The following is a 17,900-nucleotide window of genomic DNA, read 5'->3' as shown; positions in this document are numbered from 1 at the left end:
GTGGGCAGACTGATTAGCGCGATGCGTGGTCGTTGAGTCGCGCCCATCGAAGGTCAAGCGGCATCACTGTCAGTGCAGCTGTCACCCTGCTGGTCATGACGCACACGGAATTCGGGAACATCTCGTTTCTCTGGGGCTGGTGGACTTTCTTCGAGGCCGTGTGGATCGCCACGCTGTGGCGGAGCCGCACCCGTGTACTGGGCGGCGGAGTGTATCGCCTACCTGGGGTGAGGCGTGTTCGTCGCAACGCTGCCGAAAGGCGCGTCGATGCTCTGCTCGCTGAACTGGAGCGCCTCGATGTACCGGCGGAAGCCTGGCCGGACAGGTGCGACCTCGTTGACCGGTGGCACCGTATCGTCGCCGGGCGGTGCGTCTCAGCTCTTCTGCAGGTGGTTCCCGTCGTGGTTACGGTGGTTCCGTTCTGGTGGGCAGCGTGGTCCGGGGGCGCGGTCGCGCCTTGGATGCCCGGGGTCGTTGCTGGCTTCACTGCCATCTCGCTTACGCTCATGGCGGCTGACTACAGGGCTGCCGTTGTTTCGGACGCGGCTGGGGTCGCTACGGTGGATTCAGTCCGCTTCTTGGAGTTGGTCCTCTTCCCGGCCAACCGCCGTACGCAGGATTCGGCACTTGAGGTATACGGCAGGGGCCTCAGTCGGCTCTGTAACTCTCTGAGTGCGCAGGCACGCCACACAACCCGCACGATGCCGCCGGAGGCCCGTGAAGGGGCGAGGGTCACCGCAGAACGCCTGATTGCGGCACTTTCCAGTGCAAGCCAGCGCTACCTCTTCTCTCAGGGAGCAGACCGCGACAGAGCAGTTCGAGACATGGCCTTGCTCGCTGCGGGCGCTCTACGTCAGAGCTGCCGCCCACGTCACCAGCACGACAGTCTGGTGATCATTGAGGGCGTACTCCTGGCGGAAGCGCCAGAGGTGGAGGTGGTGGGGGCAACGGCTGAGCCGCTTAGGGACCGCCTACTCGCGGGTTTGGGAAGGATGGCTGTGGCTGTGGGCCTCGTTGTCGGGGCATTCCTCTTCCCGGAAGGGGGCATCGTCCCCGATCTCTTGGGTGCTGCTGGGCTCGCCAGCATTGCCTTGGTGTGTGCACCCCTCCGCGAGGCCTTGCATCGAGCCAGGGAACTTATTGTCGGCGGCTCGCCCACCAGCGTCGGTTCCCCTGAGCTGGAGGTAGGAGCGCCGGCTTCTCCCGCGGCGGCGTCCTGCGCTCGATGTGCCGGCCGCGAAGGGGGGTCACGGCAGGGAGAGTAAGGAACGGCAGGCACGGCGGCAGATGACATGGTGACCAAGGAGAGTGGGCGGTCTGCTTGTGGAAGACGTTGAGGTCCGGAGAGGCGTGTCCCCTGATGGCCATGACGCTCATTTGACGCTCCGGGCCGCAGAAAGGGTGCTCGGAGCGGGCGCAGAAGCGCGGTGACCTGCGACTATGAGGGTCTCGGGTTCGGCTGACGTCTTTCCGATGACGCACCACGTGGAGTGCGTGGCGATCCTGGAGCCGGTGAAGAAGGGCGACTGACCTGGGGTTTTGTGGGTGCGCGGTGTGGGCGTTGCGGACTTGGCCCTGCAGCAGCTCTCCGAGGGGGGAGGAGCTGCCGACGACACTACAGGTGAGGGCAAGGTGCCGCAGGGTCGCGTGAGTTGACATGACTCGGAGGCTGCTCCACGTGCTGGAACAATGCCTCGCGGGGTCGGCATCGCGCTGATTGACGGGTCTACTCCGCAGGTACCGTCAGCGGGGAGCGCACCGTCGCCGGCGAGTCCCGCCCTGGCACGCCCTCACCGCCTACCTCCGTCTGGCCGCCCGGGACGAGCACGGCCTGTGAACCAGGGCCGACAGGCCGTTCCGGTGTTGCTCTGTCCCATGAGCCGGCGGCCTCAGGCGGTGACCCGTTCGGGGAGGAAGGGGCTCGGGATGCCGTGCCAGGAGACACGCAAGGCGTCCCTCGCCCGCGTGCAGGCGACGAACAGCAGACTCAGTTCGCCCATGAGATCCTCTCGGTGCTGCTGGGGATCGACCTCCTCCGGAGTGAGGGCGCTCTGCATCGGTACGACCGTGTCGCTCACACCGGCGACGGCCACGCAGCGGAATTCGAGCCCCTTCATGCGATGCATGGTCCCGATCCGGACTCCGTCACCGGCTGCCACCGACGCCCCCAGGACGAGCGAGGGAATCCCCGCCTGCTCCAAGGCCTGGGCGATGTCCTTGCCCAGCTGGACGTACCGCACGGCGACACCGATCTCGTGCGGCGCGACCCCCGTCCCGATCCACTCGGAGATCCGGGCGACCAGGCCCGCGATCTCCTCTGGCTTGGTGGCTGCGCCCCCGAGTTCCGGCCTGGCGCCCCGGTACGCGGACCGGTAGCCGACGAGTGATTCCTGCCCGCCGTCCATGTCGTCCACGCTCGCGTCGGCGAGGAGCCGGGTCGACCAGGTCAGGATCTCCTTCGTCGTGCGGTAGTTGATGCGCAGCCGGGTCGACCGGCCGGACACCGAGATGCCGAGACCACGCAAGGACACCCGGTTCCCGTAGATCCGTTGGTGGGTGTCGCCCGCGATGAAGAGGTCGTCCGGCCCCGGGGCGACAAGAGCGCGCAGCATGCGCCACTGGGCAGGGTGGAGGTCCTGCGCCTCGTCGATCACCACATGGCGGAAGGGGCGGTCCCCGCCTCGGTCCTGAAGGATGCGTGCGGCCTCCGCGCACACCTGGAGGAAGGTCCACTCGCCGGCCCGGCGCAGCTCCTGGGTGAACGCTTCGACGGCGCGCCACACCTGGGCCCGCTTGAGCGGGCTGAGGGCAGCTCCCCGCCCGGAGCGGGAAGCCTTCAGGTATGTCTCCGGCGACCGGAGGTCCTGGGCCAGGATGACGTGCCGCCATTCGTGGTCGAGGAAGACGTCGGTGAAATCGATCTCCAGCCTCTGGGCCGCCCGGCTCCAGCGGGTGAGGATCTCCTTCTGTGCGGCTACCAGCGCCAGCGGTGCGCCGTGGTCCTCCCGGACGATCTGGTTGGCCAGGGCGTCCACGTTGACGACTCGGATCTTCGCCCGCAGCGCGGGCTCGGGGATCAGGAGTTCGAGGTTGCTGCGCAGGTCGGCCGCGAGGTCGCGGGTGAAGGTGGTCAGGAGGATCGCCTCGTCGGGTGCGTCCGCCGGCAGCTGCTGGGCGAGGTGCAGGGCACGGTGCAGCGCGACCACGGTCTTCCCGGTGCCGGGGCCGCCGGTGACGCGTGCAGGACCCGTGTACGAGGAACGGTAGGCGAGCTTGCGCTGGCTGGGATGGAGGAAGATCCGCCAGGCATCGAAGGGCCGGGACAGGATGTCCGTCAACTCGTCGGGGCCGGAGACGAGCGCGATCCGCCCCTGGGACCGTGCCATGGCCGCGGAGAACTCGTCCTGCTCGACCGGGGTCGCGGGCGGCTCGGTCCGTGGAGCCCGTGCTTCGCGCGGTGTCGCGGAGCGCTGCTCCAGCTGTACGGCGACGACCTCGCGCCACACGTCCTCCGGCGTCATGCCCGCCGCAAGCCCGGCCAGCACGTCGTACTGCTGCTCGGGAAGGATCTTGTGCAGGGCGTCGAGATGGGCTTCGGTGCCGAGATGCCGGACCAGGGGAAGCAGGTCGGCATCGATGCCCAGCTTGATCAGGTCCTTGTCGGCGACCCCTCCGAACAGCCGCTCGGTGCCTTCGGCGGAACCGGGCCGGTCGTCCGGAAGGGGGTCGATGCCGGCCGTCGCGCGTTCCAGAGCGACGTCGTCGCGCAACTCGATTCCATGGGTGGCCGAGTTGACGGTCGCCCTGTGCTTGGCCGCCCAGGCGATGGCGTCGTCGTGAGGCATGACCTTGAGCAGGAGGAAGCTGTCCCCCACCTCCGGAGCCAGCACCACGCCGCGCATGAACTGGTTGATGCGGATGGTCCGGATACGCGGGTCGCGGGACTTCTCCAGCTTCTCCAGGTGCAGGCCCGCGTGCCGGTGCTCCCGGAACTTGTCGAAGACCTCATGCACACGTTTCTGGACAGGCTTCTCCAACTTGGCGAACTCCAGGAGGAAGTCCTTGTGGATTCCCAGTGTCGCCATAGTGCGCCCCCGGTCGTACGGTCGTCGATTCCGCTGATCACCGTACCCGGGTACGGCACAATGGCGGGCCGACGGGGCAAGAGTCGGGGAGGGGATGGGCGTGCACGCGCAGGAGACGACGTTCAGCAAACTGGTGCACGGTGAGACGCAGTTCCAGGTCCCGCTGTATCAGCGCACCTACACCTGGCAGCGTGACGAGCTGCGGCAGCTGTGGGACGACGTGCTGGAGCTCGTCGAGGACAAGCTGGAGGGCAGGGAGCCGGCGGCTCACTTCCTCGGGTCGGTGGTGCTCGCGCCCGAGCGGATCGCGGCGGGCGGGATGCAGCGCTGGCTCGTCGTGGACGGCCAACAGCGGCTGACCACGCTGATGCTCGCCTTCACCGCCCTGCGGGACCGGCACCGGGCTCAGGGGCGGGAGAAGAAGGCAGCCCGGATTCACGACCTCATCCTGGTCAACGGCTACCAGGACGGGAACGACCACTACCGTCTGCTGCCGACGCAGGCCGACCGTGAGGCGTTCGTCGCCTGTGTGGAGTCGCTCCCCACCGCCGGTGGTCCGGGCAACATCGGTGGCGCGTACCGGTTCTTCCTGGCCGCTCTGACCGAGGGCGAGGAGCGCGCCGGCGAGGAGTGGACCGCCGCCGTGGAGTCCGTGCTCAGGAACTTCCTCTCCATCGTCTCGATCACCGCCGCCGAGGGCGACAACGTCTACCGGATCTTCGAGTCCATCAACAACACGGGTGTCGGCCTCAGTCAGAGCGATCTGCTGCGCAACTACCTCTTCATGTGCCTCCCCAAGCGTGGCGAGGCCGTCTACCGCACCCAATGGCTGCCGATGCAGGAGCTGCTCGGCCCGGCCAGGCTGGAGCTGCTCGTCTGGCTCGACCTGGTCGTCGACGGTGACAACCGGGCCAAGCAGAGCGAGATCTACCGGGACCAGAAGAAGCGTCTCGAACCGATCAGTTCGGACGAGGACGCACTGGAGGCGGAGGTCTCGCGGCTGTATGTACGGGCCGGTCGCCTCATGCGGATCGTCGAGCCGTCGAGGGAGAGCGATCCTGGTCTGCGCGAGGTCCTGGAGCGGCTCGCCCGCTGGGGCGGCCAGACCCACTATCCGCTCGCGCTTCAGCTGCTCGACCGGCTGGACGAGGGGGACTGCGACCCCAAGGAAGCGAGCGCCGCCCTGGCGTACGCCGAGAGCTACATGGTGCGTCGCCTGTTCGCCGGGAACTCCACCACGGGCAACAACCGCACCTTCATGGAGCTGCCCAAGGAGGTGGAGAAGGAACTGGAGAACGGGTGTTCGCTCGCGGACGCGGTGCGACGCGCTCTGTCCTCCAAGACGGGGACGCGGGTCTGGCCCTCCGACGCGGTGACACGGGAGTCGATCCGCAGCCGACCCTTCTACAAGTCGGGGCGTTCGCACCAGCGCTTCGAGATTCTGCGCCGCTTCGAGGAGAGCTACGCCGCCAGCGAGCCCGTCGACTACGGCAAGGCGAAGCTCACCGTGGAGCACGTGCTGCCGCAGCACCCCGCCCAGCAGTGGTTCGACCTCCTCGCGGAGGAGGCCGGAGAGGCCGAGAGCCCGGAGGAGCTGCACAGCCAGCTGGTGCACACCCTCGGCAACCTCACGCTCTCCGGCGACAACACCCGTCTCTCCAACCACCCCTTCCACCGCAAGCAGCAGATCCTCGACTCCAGCGCCCTGCGCATGAACCAGCACATCGCGGCCCAGGAGCGCTGGGGGAGGGCGGAGATCCTCGCGCGCGCCGAGGAGATGAGCGACCGGGCCGTGGAGCTGTGGCCCGGGCCCATCGACGGGGTGGTCCACGCCGACGCCGAGTGGTTCGGCTGGGGAGAGCTGCGCCGGGCACTGCTGAGCATGCCGGCCGGTACGTGGACGACGTACGGTGACCTCGCCGCCCTCATCGGTACCCATGCCGTCGCGGTCGGCAGCCACATCAGCACCCGTCCCGCCCTGCACGGTGCCTATCGCGTGCTGATGGCCGACGGCAAGATCTCGCCCGGTTTCCGCTGGCCCGAGGGACAGGAGAACGCGCCCGACCCGCGGCGCGTTCTGGAGTCCGAGGGCATTCCGTTCGACGAATGGGGTCGCGCTCGCCGGGCCCATCGGCTCACAGCGGCGGACCTGGCCGCTCTGGTGGGCAAGGACGACTTCGAGGACGAGGCGCCGGTCCGAACCGCCGAGGGGGCGGGAGACTCCGGAGATATCCGCGACGGGGAGACCGCGGCGGCACGCTTCGAGACGCTGTTGCGCGACAACCAGACGCCCGGCACCGCGGAGGGAGTGCTCGCGAGCCTGCGGTTCTGGGAGGAGCAGGGAGGCTCCCTCGACTACGGGAAGAAGAGTGAGACCAGCTGCTTCCCGATGCTGTCCCTGGGCGGCGCTCCTGCCCGATCGCTCTGGCCCCTGGCCCTGTATCCGGTGACGGGCACCGCCGAGGTGGTCTTCCAGCACCTGAAGCGCCGTCCGCCCTTCGACGACGAGATGCCGCGGCGTGAGCTGATGGCGCGGTTGAACGAGGTGGAGGGCGTCGACCTCGCGGAGGCGAAGCTGGACCTGCGTCCCTCGTTCCCGCTGGAGGTCTTCGCCGGCCACGGCGAGGAGCTGCGAGGCGTCCTGGAGTGGTTCGTCCACACGGTCGCGCTGGCGGAGGCCCGTCGGCCCGTCGACGACGTTCCCGAGGGTCCCGCGTGAGCCCGCCCGACGCGACCTGACACAGTCGAGGGCCCTGGCCGGATCTGCCCTTAACGGAAGATCACTGCTCGGTTACTCTGCCGGGCAGTGATCGGTGTCACTCCGGGCGTGGGTGCGTGGCGGGTGGCCTGCGACCGGAGCGCGGGGGCGGATGGAGCACAACAACCACCAGGGGTGGTACGGGGAGACCTTCGTGGCCGTCATCGCCGCCGCGGCGGGATTCCAGGTCGCTGTGCCCTATCCGGACATCGGCAAGGACATGATCCTCGGGCGGGACCACGAGGACCCCGAGCTCGACGTCCAGATCGCCCTTCAGGTGAAGACCCGGAGGATCGGCGAACTCGACGTCACCGACGGCCTCAAGATCACCCTGACGATCGACCAGTTCAAGCGGTTGCGCGGCCGCCGGCAGGTGCCCTGCTATCTGGTGGTCGTCCTCGTGCCGCAGAACCCCGCCTCCTACATCCAGGTGAGCGAGCTCGAGTTGATCCTCTGGCACGCCGCGTACTGGGTCTCGCTGGAAGACCGCCCGCTGCCGATTCAGCAGGGACAGAAGAGTGTCACTGTCACTGTCCCGAGGGAGAATCTACTCACGGTCGACGCGCTGCACGATTTCTTCCACCGGGCGTGCGAGGAGGTACCCGCACCATGACGGCAGTAGGGGTGCCCGAGCGCGAGCTGGAGCGGCTGCGGCCGCGCGACGTGGAACGGTATCTGCGACAGAGGGGCTGGAGCCCGAGCGGCCGAGTCCGCTACAGCACCCGCTGGGAGCGGGAGTCGGACGGTCGGCCGCGCCGCGTACTGCTTCCCATGGACAGCGAGCTCGCCGACTATGCGGATCGCATGGCCGATCTGATCGGCGCGCTCGCCGAGCTGGAGGGGCGGCCCCCGGCCGCCGTGCACCAGGACCTGACCCTGTCCGGCCTCGACGTGCAGTACATCCGGACCATGCCGCGCACGCCCTCGGGCACCATCCCCGTACAAGCGGCGGTGCTCGCGGTCACGAGCGCGCGGGACCTGCTGATGGCGGCCGCGTGCGACACCGTGCTGGACGGGCCGAGGCTGGTCCACCCGCGGCGCAAGCCCCAGAAGGCCAAGGACTTCGTCGACAGGGCCCGGTTCGGCCCGTCGAGTCCTGGAAGCTACGTCTTCCAGGTGCAGGTGCCCCTGCCGGAGGAGGCGGCGTCGCCGGGACAGCTCTTCGAGGACGTGCCCGAGTGGGACATGGCGCCGGAGCCGTTCGCCCGTAAGGTCTCGCGCCGGATGTACGGGGCGGTGTCGGCCGCGCGCTGGGCAGCGGGGCTCGCGAACAGGCGAGACGACTCCGACCCGTTCGTGGCGGGCACCCGCCTCGGTATCTCGGCGGACCTCTGCGAAGCCCTCGCCGGCATGGGCGGGCACGATGGGCGAGACTCGCCGACGCTCCACGGCTTCTCCCTCTCGTTCGCCTGGTCCCCGCGCTGGCCGGCTCCCGCCGACACCGCCCCGGTTTCGTTCTCCCCGAGGGACGTCCACGTCCTACGCGAGGGCGCTCAGGACCTCCGGCGTCAGGCGCCCGAGCGCGGCGTGACGATCGTGGGCCGGACCACGAAGCTCAAGCGCGCCGCAGACATCGGCCCCGGCGATGTGACCGTCGTGGCCCGGCTGATGAGGGAGAACGGCGACCTCGTCGGTCAGGAGCGGCAGATCCACATCCACCTCACGGAAGCCGAGTACGACCGCGCCACCGACGCCCACCGGGACCGGCGGGACCTCCGGATCGAGGGCGACCTGACACGGCGCGGCAACTATCACGAGCTGTCCCGGATCACCGGTTTCGACGTGCTGTGACAACACCGGTACGCCAGGTGTCCGGCCGTGCCAGAGTGGGCCCGGTGGGCCGCCGCCCACGTGCTTGAATGGCTGTGTTTGACGTATTCGCCCAGGCCGGGGCGGTAAGAGGAGTGTGCGGAGAGCGATGACGACGCCGACCACCGACCTGGCAGGTGTGGCACACCGGGCGGTCCGCCGTAGCGCCGAGGCCCGGGACGAGCGGGCGGTCCCCGAGATCGGCGACCTCGTCGAGGTCCGGGGCCTGCGCTGGGTCGTGGCCGAGGTCGACCAGGGCGGGGCCGACACCGGTGGGACCGGCAGGCCCGGCGCGGGCTCACTGGTGACCCTCAACAGCGTCGAGGAGGGCCGCTACAACGACACCCTCTCCGTGATCTGGGAGGTCGAGCCGGGGCGCCGGCGGCTGCCCACCGGTTCCCTCCCCGACGTCTCGGCCGGCAAGTTCGACCCGCCGGAGCGGCTCGCCGCCTTCCTCGACGCCGTCCGCTGGTCGGCGGTCACCTCGGCGGACGTACGGACGCTCCAGGCGCCCTTCCGGTCCGGCGTCGCCATCGAGCCCTACCAGCTCGAACCGGTGTCCCGGGCCATCGCGGCGCCCCGCGTGAACCTGCTCCTCGCCGACGACGTCGGCCTCGGCAAGACGATCGAGGCGGGCCTCGTCGCCCTTGAGCTGATCCTCCGCAACCGCGCCCACAAGATCATGATCGTCTGCCCGGCCGGTCTCACCGTGAAGTGGCGGGACGAGATGGCCGAGAAGTTCGGCCTGGACTTCACAGTCATCGACTCCGAGCGCAGCGCCGAGGTCCGCCGCACCCACGGAAGCGCCGCCAACCCCTTCAACATCTACCCGCTGTCGATCGTCAGCCTCCCCTGGCTGCGGGGCGCCAAGGCCCAGCGCCTGCTCTCCGAGGTCCTGCCCGCCCAGGACTCCGACGCCGACACCGCCGTACCCGCCAAGCGCCCCTTCGACCTGCTGATCCTCGACGAGGCGCACCACGTCGCCCCCTCCGCGCCCAAGCAGCTGTACCCCGTCGACTCGCAGCAGACCAAGCTGATCCGCCGCCTCGCCCCGTACTTTGAGCACCGGCTCTTCCTGTCCGCCACCCCGCACAACGGCTACCAGGAGTCGTACACCGCCCTCCTGGAGATCATCGACGGCCAGCGCTTCGCCCGGGGCGTCGAGCCCGACCCGGATGCGGTCAAGGACACGGTCGTCCGCCGCCTCAAGGACGACATCCGTGATCCGAAGACCGGCGAACGCCGCTTCCTGAAGCGCGGGACCAAGGCGCTGCCCGTCGACTACACCGAGGAAGAGCGGCGCATCCACCAGCTCCTCAAGGAGTACGCCGCGCTGCGCCGCGCCAAGCTCGGCACCCGCTTCAAGGGCGGACGCAAGGCCGCCGATCTCGTCACCCTGCTCCTGAAGAAGCGCCTCTTCTCCTCCCCGGACGCCTTCGCCCGCACCATCGAGGTCTACCTGGAGACCCTGCGGACCAGGAAGCAGGAGGCGGCCGAGGAGATCCAAGACTGGCAGGAGACCTTCTTCGACGACTACGCGGACTACGAAGACGAGCCCCTGGCGGATGCCGAGGATGACGCCATCGCCCGCGCGACCACCCTCCAGCCCAGTACGGACGGCGACGAGGCCGGCCTCTTGGAGCAGATGCGGGAGTGGGCCGTCCGCCACCAGGCCCAGGCCGACTCCAAGGCCCGCGAACTGATCGACTACCTCAAGGCGGAGTGCCTGACCGCCGACGGCGGGCACTGGCTCAACGAGCGTGTGGTCGTCTTCACCGAGTACCGCGACACCCAGATCTGGCTCCAGAACCTCCTCCGTGACCACGGCCTCGGCGGCGACCGCGTCGCCCTCCTCCACGGCGGCATGAATGCCGAGGAACGCGAGCAGCTCCGCCTCGCCTTCCAGGCCGAGCCCACGGAGAACGACGTCCGCATCCTGCTGGCCACCGACGCCGCCAGCGAGGGCATCGACCTTCAGCGGCACTGCCACCGCCTGGTCAACTACGACATCCCCTTCAACCCCAACAAGCTGGAACAGCGGATCGGCCGCATCGACCGCTACGGCCAGACCACCGCGCCGCAGATCGTCCATTTCATCGGCAGCGGCTTCGAGAAGACCCTCGACACCTACGACGCCGACCTCGAATTCCTCTCCCGGGTCGCCATCAAGGTCGCCCGTATGGAAGAGGACCTGGGCAAGGTCAACGCCGTCCTCGCCGAGGCCGTCCAGCGGCGGATGACCGGCGACCTCGGCGCCGACTTCGACGTCGACCGGGCCGAGATGTACGCGAACAAGAAGGCCCGGCGCGGCGGCAACGTCACCGCCGAGCGCGACGCCCAGGCCCAGGCCCAGCGCCTCAAGGAGCAGGTCGACGCCACGGTCGACACGCTCGGCATCACCCCGGGCAGGGTGGCCCGGGTCGTCTCCACCGCCCTCCCGCTCGCCCGCCAGCACGACATCCGCCCGGTCCCCGACGAGCGGGGTCGCGCGGACGGCTTCTACGAGGTCCCCACGCTCACCAGCTCCTGGGAGCGTGCCACGCAGGGCCTGGCGGACAAGCTGCGCCCCGAGATCCAGCGCCCCATCACCTTCGACGCGGCCTCGGCGAAGGGTCGCGACGACGTGGTCCTCGCCCACCTCGGCCACCCCCTGGTCTCCATGTCCACGCGCCTGCTGCGCGCCGCCGTGTGGAACAAGAACCAGGCCGGCCTCGCCCGGGTCGCCGCCGTCGTCAGCGACCACCCCGAGCTGGAGACCACCCTCGTCGGCGCGTTCGCCCGCTTCGTCCTCGTCGGCGCGGACGGCATCCGCCTCCACGAGGAGGTGCTCCAGGCCGGCGGCTGGCTCCGCGAGGAGGCCGGAGCCCCGGCCCGCTTCAGCCGTCTGGAGAAGGTCACCACAGTCCGCGAGATTCTCGACGACGCCCTCACCGACTCCACCCAGGCCTCCCCGCTCCTCCGCGACCGCCTCACCACGGCCTGGCCCCACGTGGGCGAGGGCCTCGTCTCCTCGCTGGAGTGGCGCGCTCGCAACCGCCAGACCGCCCTGGAGAGCCGCCTGGAGAACCGCCGCCGCGACGAGGCGGAGCGGATCTCCGCCCAGATCGACCGCTTCCGGGACTCCCTGCGTGCCGCCATCGGCAGGACGGACACCGAGGAAGGCCAGCTGGAGCTGGAGTTCGAGGAGGCCGAGCAGCAGCGCCGCGACCGCGAGAACTGGGAGCGGCGCGTCCACGCCCTGGAGAGCGAGAAGGAACGCGAACTCGCCTCCGTCGCCGCGCGCTACGCCGACCCCAAGCCGCTCCTCTTCCCCGTCGCCGTCGTCTTCGTCGTTCCCCGCCGGGAGGCCGTCAAGTGAGCACTAACCGTACGAACGGCCCCGGCGGCCGGGGCCGAGCCCGCGGCGGAGCCTTCCGCCCGGCGGCTCCCGACGGCAAGCAGCAGCACCTCGACTGGCTCAGCCTGGTCGACGTGTCCGGCCCCTTCCTCACCCTGCCCGTCCTGCTCAAGGCCTGGCCACAGCTCGACGCGATCGACAAGCCCCTACGGACGAGCCTCCGCTACGAACACGGGGTCTGGCTCTCCGACCCGGCGGCCGGCCAGGAGGCGTGGACCGACTTCATCCTCGGCGAACTCCTCGGCTGGGGAGACGCGTTGCGGACGGGCGCGAGCCTGACCGAGCGCCTCGCCGTCGACATCCCGGAACACGACGGCGAGCGGGCGGCCCCCACCTTCGCCCTCCTGGAGCCCGGCAGCACGGCCACCGACACGGCCTCCCTGGTCGCCGACTGCGCGATCCTCGGCCTGTCCGTCCCCGCAGGCCAGCACCCCGCCAAGCGTGTCCCCGCCTCCACCTGGTCGGCCACCCCCATCGACCGCATGGCCCACCTCTGCCGCCACCACGGCATCGAGCTCGGCCTCGTCACCGACGGCCGCTGGTGGGCCCTTGTGTGGGCGCCGCGCGGCGGCGTCACCACCTCCGCCGTCTTCGACAGCGTCGACTGGCCCGCCCCCGCCGAACGCGTGGTCGTCCGCGCCTTCCGCTCGCTCCTCAGCCGCCGCCGCTTCTTCTCCGTCGAGGACGACGAGATGCTGCTACCGCTGCTCCGCGAGTCCCTGGACAGCCAGGAAGACGTCACTGACGCCCTCGGCGTCCAGGTCCGCCAGGCCGTCGAACTCCTCGTCGAGGCCATCGGCCGCGCCGACATCAACGAACGCGCCGAAGGCCGCCGCGGACTCGCCGAGGTCCCCGCCCACGACGTCTACCGGGGCGCCGTCGCCATCATGATGCGCGTCGTCTTCCTCCTCTTCGCCGAGGAACGCGGCCTCCTCCCCAGCGACAACGAGCTGTACGTCCAGTCCTATTCGGCCGGTAGGCTGAGCAAGGACCTTGAGGACCGGGCCGCTGAGACCACTGAAGAGGACCTGGAGCTCTCCTGGGCCGGCTGGCACCGGCTCATCGCCCTCTTCAACGCGGTCTACGGCGGAGTCGACCACCCGTCGTTGTCGATGCACGCCTACGACGGCTCGATCTTCGACCCCAACGCCTTTCCGTGGCTGGAGGGCCGAGGCACCGGCGCCGACGATCCCACGGACCCGCTCCCGATCGACGACCGCACCGTCCTCCACATGCTCCAGTCCGTCCAGTACGTCTCGATCGGCACGGGCAAGAAGCGCGAGCGCCGCCGCCTCACCTTCCGCACGCTGGACGTCGAGCAGATCGGTTACGTGTACGAGGGCCTGCTCTCGTACCAGGGCCGGCGCGCCGAGGACACGATCGTGGGCCTGGTGGGCAAGCCGGGCCTGGAGGCGGAAGTCCTCCTGACCCGCCTGGAGTCCCTGTCCCGCACGCACGGGGACGGCCTTGGCGCTGCCCTCGCGGACGAGTACAACAAGACGACGGGCCTGGGCGCGGCGGCCAAGGTGACGAAGGCGTTGGCCCCCTTGGACGACGCGGCGCGGGGCGAGGCCCGCCGCAAGCTCCTCGCGGCGACCGGCGGTGACGCGGAGCTCGCGGAGCGCCTGCTCCCCTTCCACGGCATCATCCGCCCGGACCTGCGCGGCCTCCCGGTCGTGATCCGGTCCGAGCCCTGTACGTGACGGAGTCCTCGCTCCGCAAGAACACGGGCACGCACTACACCCCGAAAACCCTGGCCCAGCAGGTCGCGGACGGGGCGCTGGAGCCGCTGATCTACGAATACGGCCCGCTGCAGACGGCGGACCGGACGCAGTGGCGCCCGAAGTTGGCGGACGACCTGCTGAAACTGAAGGTCGCGGACATCGCGATGGGCTCGGCGGCGTTCCTGGTGGCGGCGTGCCGGTACCTGGCCGTCGCGCTCGTGGAGGCCTGGAGCCGGGAGGGCGACGAGCGGGCTGCGGCCTACCTGGAGGCGGCGGCCTCGCTGTCCGCCTCGGCGGTGGACGCGGAGGCGGACCCGGTGATGGTCGAGGCCCGTCGGCAGGTCATAGAGCACTGCTTGTACGGCGTCGACATCAACCCGATGGCCGTCGAGATGGCGAAGCTGTCGCTGTGGCTGGTCTCGATGGACCGAGAGCGCCCGTTCACGTTCCTGGACGACAGGCTGGTGGCAGGTGACTCACTGCTGGGCGTCACGTCGGTGGACCAGCTGGAGGCGATGCACCTGGACCCGGTGCGGGGCCGGAAGCTCCACGGGGACGGCATCGACTTCACGGGCGGTGTACGGCGGGTGGTGACTGAGGTCGCCGAGAAGCGGCGGGAGTTGGCGAAGATTCCGGGCACGGACCTGGAGCAGCTGGCGGAGAAGCGCGCGATCCTGGCGTCGGTGAGGGAGAAGACCCGGCAGGCGAGCGTGTACGCCGATTTGGTGGTGGGCGCGGCGCTGGCGAGCGCGGGCCGGGGCGAGAAGGAGCAGGACCGGCTGTCCTTCGAGGCGGTGACCGCTGCACACAATGTGGCGGATGCGCCGGAGGGTGACGCTGAGGCGGCGGAGCTGCGGGCGGCGGAGCGGCTGGCACGGGGGTGGCTGGCTACGGGGCAGCCGGAGGGCGCGTTCGATAGGGAGCCGGTCCACTTGCCGCTGGTTTTCCCGGAGGTGTGGGAGGAACGAGGCGGGTTCGACGCGGTGGTGGGGAACCCGCCGTTCTTGGGCGGGCCCAAGGTTACCGGTGCTTTCGGAGAGACGTACCGTGAATACCTGGTTGGAGACGTAGGGCGTGGCGCCCGAGGCATCATCGATCTCGTCGCCTACTTCCTGTTGCGCGCGAGCGATCTATTGAATGTGAACGGTCAGGCTGCTCTTGTGGCTACTAATTCACTTGCCCAAGGAGACACCCGACAGGCGGGGCTCGACCAACTGGTCGCGGAAGGTGTAACTCTGCGGGCCGCAGTGAAGAGCGAGCCATGGCCCTCTCGTAGCGCTCTGCTAGAGTATTGCGCGGTGTGGCTGAGTCGCGTTCCGTTGAGAAATGAGGCCCGCATCCTGCTGGATGGGGCATCAGTCTCGGGAATCAGCACCTCTCTCGATGCGATGTCCCGGATCACCGTAAATCCGGAATCTTTGCACGAGAACCAGGGGTTCGCGTTCATCGGGTCCTACGTCCTAGGGTTGGGCTTCGTGATAGACCCTGATCGTGCATCGGCTCTGATCGGCAAAGACAGTCGCTATCGGGAAGTGCTCTTTCCGTATCTCAACGGAAAAGACCTCAATACTCGCCCGGATTTCACGCCGACTCGATGGGTTATCAATTTTCATGACTGGCCTGAGGAGCGGGCGAAGGGATACCCCGAGGCTTATGGGCAAGTCCTTCAGCTGGTCAAACCTGAAAGGGCTATGAACAACCGTAGGGTGTACCGGGATTATTGGTGGCAGTATGCCGAGAAGCGCCCGGCCATGCTGAAGGCGGTGGAGGGTCTTGAGCGCGTTCTAGTGATGGCTCAGGTCAGCAAAACCGCGGTCCCTGTGTTCGTGACCGGCGAGACTGTGCTGGACCAGAAGCTGATCGTCTTCGCCTCGGAGGACGCCGGGCTGCTGGCGCTGCTGAACTCATCGTTCCACTACTGGTGGGCCATCTCTCGATCCGCCAAAATGCGCACCGACTTGAGTTATTCTCCGTCGGATGTGTTCTGGACGTTCCCCCGACCTGACACGTTGGCCCTGCGCGACGTGGGTGAGATGGTCGACGCTTACCGGCGACGCCTCATGCTGTCTCGCGGTACCGGTCTGACGGCCACGTACAACCTCGTCCATGACGAGACCTGCGCCGACCCCGACATCGGCGAACTCCGCGAGATCCACCGCGCCATCGACGAGGAAGTCGCCCGCGCCTACGGCTGGGACGATCTCCTCACCGAGCCCGGCGGGCTCGACCACGGTTTCCACGACACGCGTCAGGGCCCCCGCTACACCGTCGGCCCCGTCGTCCGCCAGGAGATCCTCGACCGGCTCCTCGAAGAGAACCAGCGCCGCTACGCCGCCGAAGTCGCGGCCGGCCTGCACGACAAGAAGGGCGCCAAGAAGAAGGCGGCGGCCCCCGCCAAGCGGCAGTCGAAGCCTCCTGCCGAGGAACCGCCGAGTTTGTTCTGACCCGCAAGAGAAGGGTGGCGGCCTCACCAGGAGAAACCTGTCCCGGGACGCCGTCACCCCACCCTCATCCCGCACACCCCCGCAACACCGACGCCAGCCGCCTCGCCACATCCGGCCGGCACCGCCCGAGGTCCACGAGCACGGGCCCGTACGCACTGGCCAGGGACACGGCGTCGAGTCCCAGGGACGGCAGCAGCAGCACGTCCACCTCCGTCAGCGCCTGCCGCAGTTCGTCCCGCGCGGCCTTCGCGTCCGCGATCGCCTCAACAGTCGCCCTCTGACTCGCCGTTCCCATAGTTCGCGCACCTTCCTCGTCATCCGTGACTTCCTGTGACGAGCATGGATGCGTGTGGCTACGATCACTAGGGGTAACGGTTTTCGGAACCGCAGAGCGAAAACGGGGATCGCCAGTGCCCGCACCGAAGGAACTCGACCCATCGGCCTCCCTCGCGGCCCTGTATGGCGCGAAGTTGCGCAAGCTCCGCTTGCGCGCCGGGCTCACCCAACGCCAGTTAGGCGCTGAAGTCCCCATCGCACACAGCCGGATCGCTCAGTTCGAACTGGGCAACGAGGTCCCGCCGGAGGATGTGGACGCCAAGCTGGACAAGATCCTGGGTGCGGACGGTGACCTGACGGACCTGTGGGGCCATATCCACCGGACGCCGTTCCCGGACTGGGCCAGCAAGTTCATGGAGTACGAGAGCAAGGCCGTCGGCATGCACAAGTACGTGGCGGCCAGCGTGCCCGGCCTGCTTCAGACACCGGCGTACGCCCGCGAAGTCCTGCATCGCGGTCAGCCATGGTGCACCTCCGGGGAGATCGAGACGAAGGTCACGGCCCGGATGAAGCGGCAGTCGCTGCTACGAAAGCAGCAGCCGCCCCTGCTCTGGGTTGTCCTGGACGAGGCGGTGATTCGACGCTCGGTAGGAGGCGGGGCCGTCATGCGCGAGCAGTTGGCCGTGGTGGTCGAGGCAGCCAGGGCCCCGTTCATTGAGATCCAGGTGCTCCCGTTCTCCGCAGGCGGTCACTCCGCGATGGGCGGCTCACTCACCGTCCTGTCCTTCGAGAATCGGCCCGATGTGGCCTACCTGGAGGCCGGGCACTCGGGTGAGCTGGTCGAAGACCGGGCCATGGTTGCGCGGCACTCGTATCGATACGATCTTGTGCACGCCCAAGCGCTCTCGCCAGAGGCGTCAACAGCCTTGATCCAGCAGGCGATGGAGGAATTCGGAGCATGACGGACACCCGAGTCGACCTGGCGGCCGCGACATGGCGGAAGAGCTCGTTCAGCGACGGGGGTGGCGGCGACTGCGTAGAGATCGCTGACAACATCCCCCACACCATCCCCGTCCGCGACAGCAAGAACCCCACCGGCCCCGCCCTCCTCATCCCCACTCCCGCCTGGGCCGCCTTCGTCGAGGCGATCAAGCGCGCGTGATCGCCTACCGGGACGCGCTCCGGCGCGTCCCGGTCTCGCGCGCCATCCAAAGAAAAAGAACCGGGTGAGAACCCACCCAACCAATCCCCGCCCCCACTCGCACGGGTGACAGATCGTCCGGAACCCGGACAGGTGCGGTACGGTCGGCCCCGACAACCTCATAAACGTATTCGGCCCTCGCCAGGACGGGAATCCTGACAAGGGCCTGACCAATCTGGAAGAGAGAAGCTTCCCGATGGCTGACC

General features: G+C 68.8%; 11 protein-coding genes. 9 read left to right on the top strand and 2 right to left on the bottom strand.

The genetic code is table 11. The annotated features are described in order from the left end of the window. The first annotated feature begins 95 nt into the window (after nt 1–95). On the top strand, nt 96–1,265 hold the full coding sequence (locus tag IE237_RS26240; protein ID WP_189804589.1) for a hypothetical protein: 1,170 nt from the start codon (nt 96–98) through the stop codon (nt 1,263–1,265). 624 nt (nt 1,266–1,889) lie between these two features. On the opposite strand, the gene IE237_RS26235 is transcribed toward IE237_RS26240, so the two are convergent. Next, the gene (locus IE237_RS26235) at nt 1,890–4,085 is read right to left on the bottom strand and encodes a UvrD-helicase domain-containing protein (RefSeq protein ID WP_189804588.1); all 2,196 of its coding nucleotides are present in this window, start codon (nt 4,083–4,085) and stop codon (nt 1,890–1,892) included. Between the two features lie 94 nt (nt 4,086–4,179). Here IE237_RS26235 and IE237_RS26230 point away from each other — a divergent pair, with 94 nt between their 5' ends. From IE237_RS26230 to IE237_RS40890, 6 genes are all read left to right on the top strand, one after another. Continuing rightward, entirely contained in the window at nt 4,180–6,804 is a 2,625-nt protein-coding gene (locus IE237_RS26230; protein ID WP_229842901.1) for a GmrSD restriction endonuclease domain-containing protein, read from the top strand. A 193-nt stretch (nt 6,805–6,997) separates the two neighbouring features. Continuing rightward, complete coding sequence (locus IE237_RS26225; RefSeq protein ID WP_189804586.1) at nt 6,998–7,456, top strand: DUF4365 domain-containing protein; 459 nt, start codon at nt 6,998–7,000, stop codon at nt 7,454–7,456. Further along, a complete protein-coding gene (locus IE237_RS26220; RefSeq protein WP_189804585.1) occupies nt 7,453–8,634 on the top strand; it encodes a hypothetical protein in 1,182 nt (393 codons plus the stop codon). Before IE237_RS26225 ends, IE237_RS26220 begins: the two co-directional genes overlap by 4 nt. A gap of 127 nt (nt 8,635–8,761) precedes the next feature. Further along, nucleotides 8,762–12,010 carry a DISARM system SNF2-like helicase DrmD gene (gene drmD, locus IE237_RS26215; RefSeq protein WP_229842900.1) on the top strand — a complete coding sequence of 1,083 codons (3,249 nt, stop codon included), beginning with the start codon at nt 8,762–8,764 and terminating at the stop codon, nt 12,008–12,010. Continuing rightward, nucleotides 12,007–13,752, top strand: coding sequence for a hypothetical protein (locus IE237_RS40895; RefSeq protein ID WP_229842899.1), 1,746 nt, complete (start codon nt 12,007–12,009; stop codon nt 13,750–13,752). Before drmD ends, IE237_RS40895 begins: the two co-directional genes overlap by 4 nt. After that, nucleotides 13,749–16,217, top strand: coding sequence for an Eco57I restriction-modification methylase domain-containing protein (locus IE237_RS40890; RefSeq protein WP_229842898.1), 2,469 nt, complete (start codon nt 13,749–13,751; stop codon nt 16,215–16,217). The genes IE237_RS40895 and IE237_RS40890 overlap by 4 nt, the downstream gene beginning before the upstream one ends. A 64-nt stretch (nt 16,218–16,281) precedes the next feature. On the opposite strand, the gene IE237_RS26205 is transcribed toward IE237_RS40890, so the two are convergent. Further along, nucleotides 16,282–16,512: a hypothetical protein gene (locus IE237_RS26205; RefSeq protein WP_189804584.1), complete on the bottom strand. Its 231-nt coding sequence runs from the start codon at nt 16,510–16,512 to the stop codon at nt 16,282–16,284. Between the two features lie 115 nt (nt 16,513–16,627). Here IE237_RS26205 and IE237_RS26200 point away from each other — a divergent pair, with 115 nt between their 5' ends. Both IE237_RS26200 and IE237_RS26195 read left to right on the top strand, forming a co-directional pair. Further along, nucleotides 16,628–17,455, top strand: a complete 828-nt coding sequence (locus IE237_RS26200; protein ID WP_229842897.1) for a helix-turn-helix domain-containing protein — start codon at nt 16,628–16,630, stop codon at nt 17,453–17,455. Next, entirely contained in the window at nt 17,452–17,655 is a 204-nt protein-coding gene (locus IE237_RS26195) for a DUF397 domain-containing protein (RefSeq protein ID WP_189804583.1), read from the top strand. The genes IE237_RS26200 and IE237_RS26195 overlap by 4 nt, the downstream gene beginning before the upstream one ends. The last annotated feature ends 245 nt before the right edge of the window (nt 17,656–17,900 follow it).

This window comes from Streptomyces tanashiensis (genome assembly GCF_014648895.1).
GTDB lineage: Bacteria > Actinomycetota > Actinomycetes > Streptomycetales > Streptomycetaceae > Streptomyces > Streptomyces tanashiensis.
Note: the sequence above shows the minus strand (reverse complement) of the source record. Positions and strands in the feature narration are given on the sequence as shown.

What these genes read in the sequence shown, in the direction of transcription:
- IE237_RS26240 (WP_189804589.1), top strand. Translation starts at nt 96, where the DNA reads ATGACGCACACGGAATTCGGGAACATCTCGTTTCTCTGGGGCTGGTGG.
- IE237_RS26235 (WP_189804588.1), bottom strand. Translation starts at nt 4,085, where the DNA reads ATGGCGACACTGGGAATCCACAAGGACTTCCTCCTGGAGTTCGCCAAG.
- IE237_RS26230 (WP_229842901.1), top strand. Translation starts at nt 4,180, where the DNA reads ATGGGCGTGCACGCGCAGGAGACGACGTTCAGCAAACTGGTGCACGGT.
- IE237_RS26220 (WP_189804585.1), top strand. Translation starts at nt 7,453, where the DNA reads ATGACGGCAGTAGGGGTGCCCGAGCGCGAGCTGGAGCGGCTGCGGCCG.
- drmD (WP_229842900.1), top strand. Translation starts at nt 8,762, where the DNA reads ATGACGACGCCGACCACCGACCTGGCAGGTGTGGCACACCGGGCGGTC.
- IE237_RS26205 (WP_189804584.1), bottom strand. Translation starts at nt 16,512, where the DNA reads ATGGGAACGGCGAGTCAGAGGGCGACTGTTGAGGCGATCGCGGACGCG.
- IE237_RS26195 (WP_189804583.1), top strand. Translation starts at nt 17,452, where the DNA reads ATGACGGACACCCGAGTCGACCTGGCGGCCGCGACATGGCGGAAGAGC.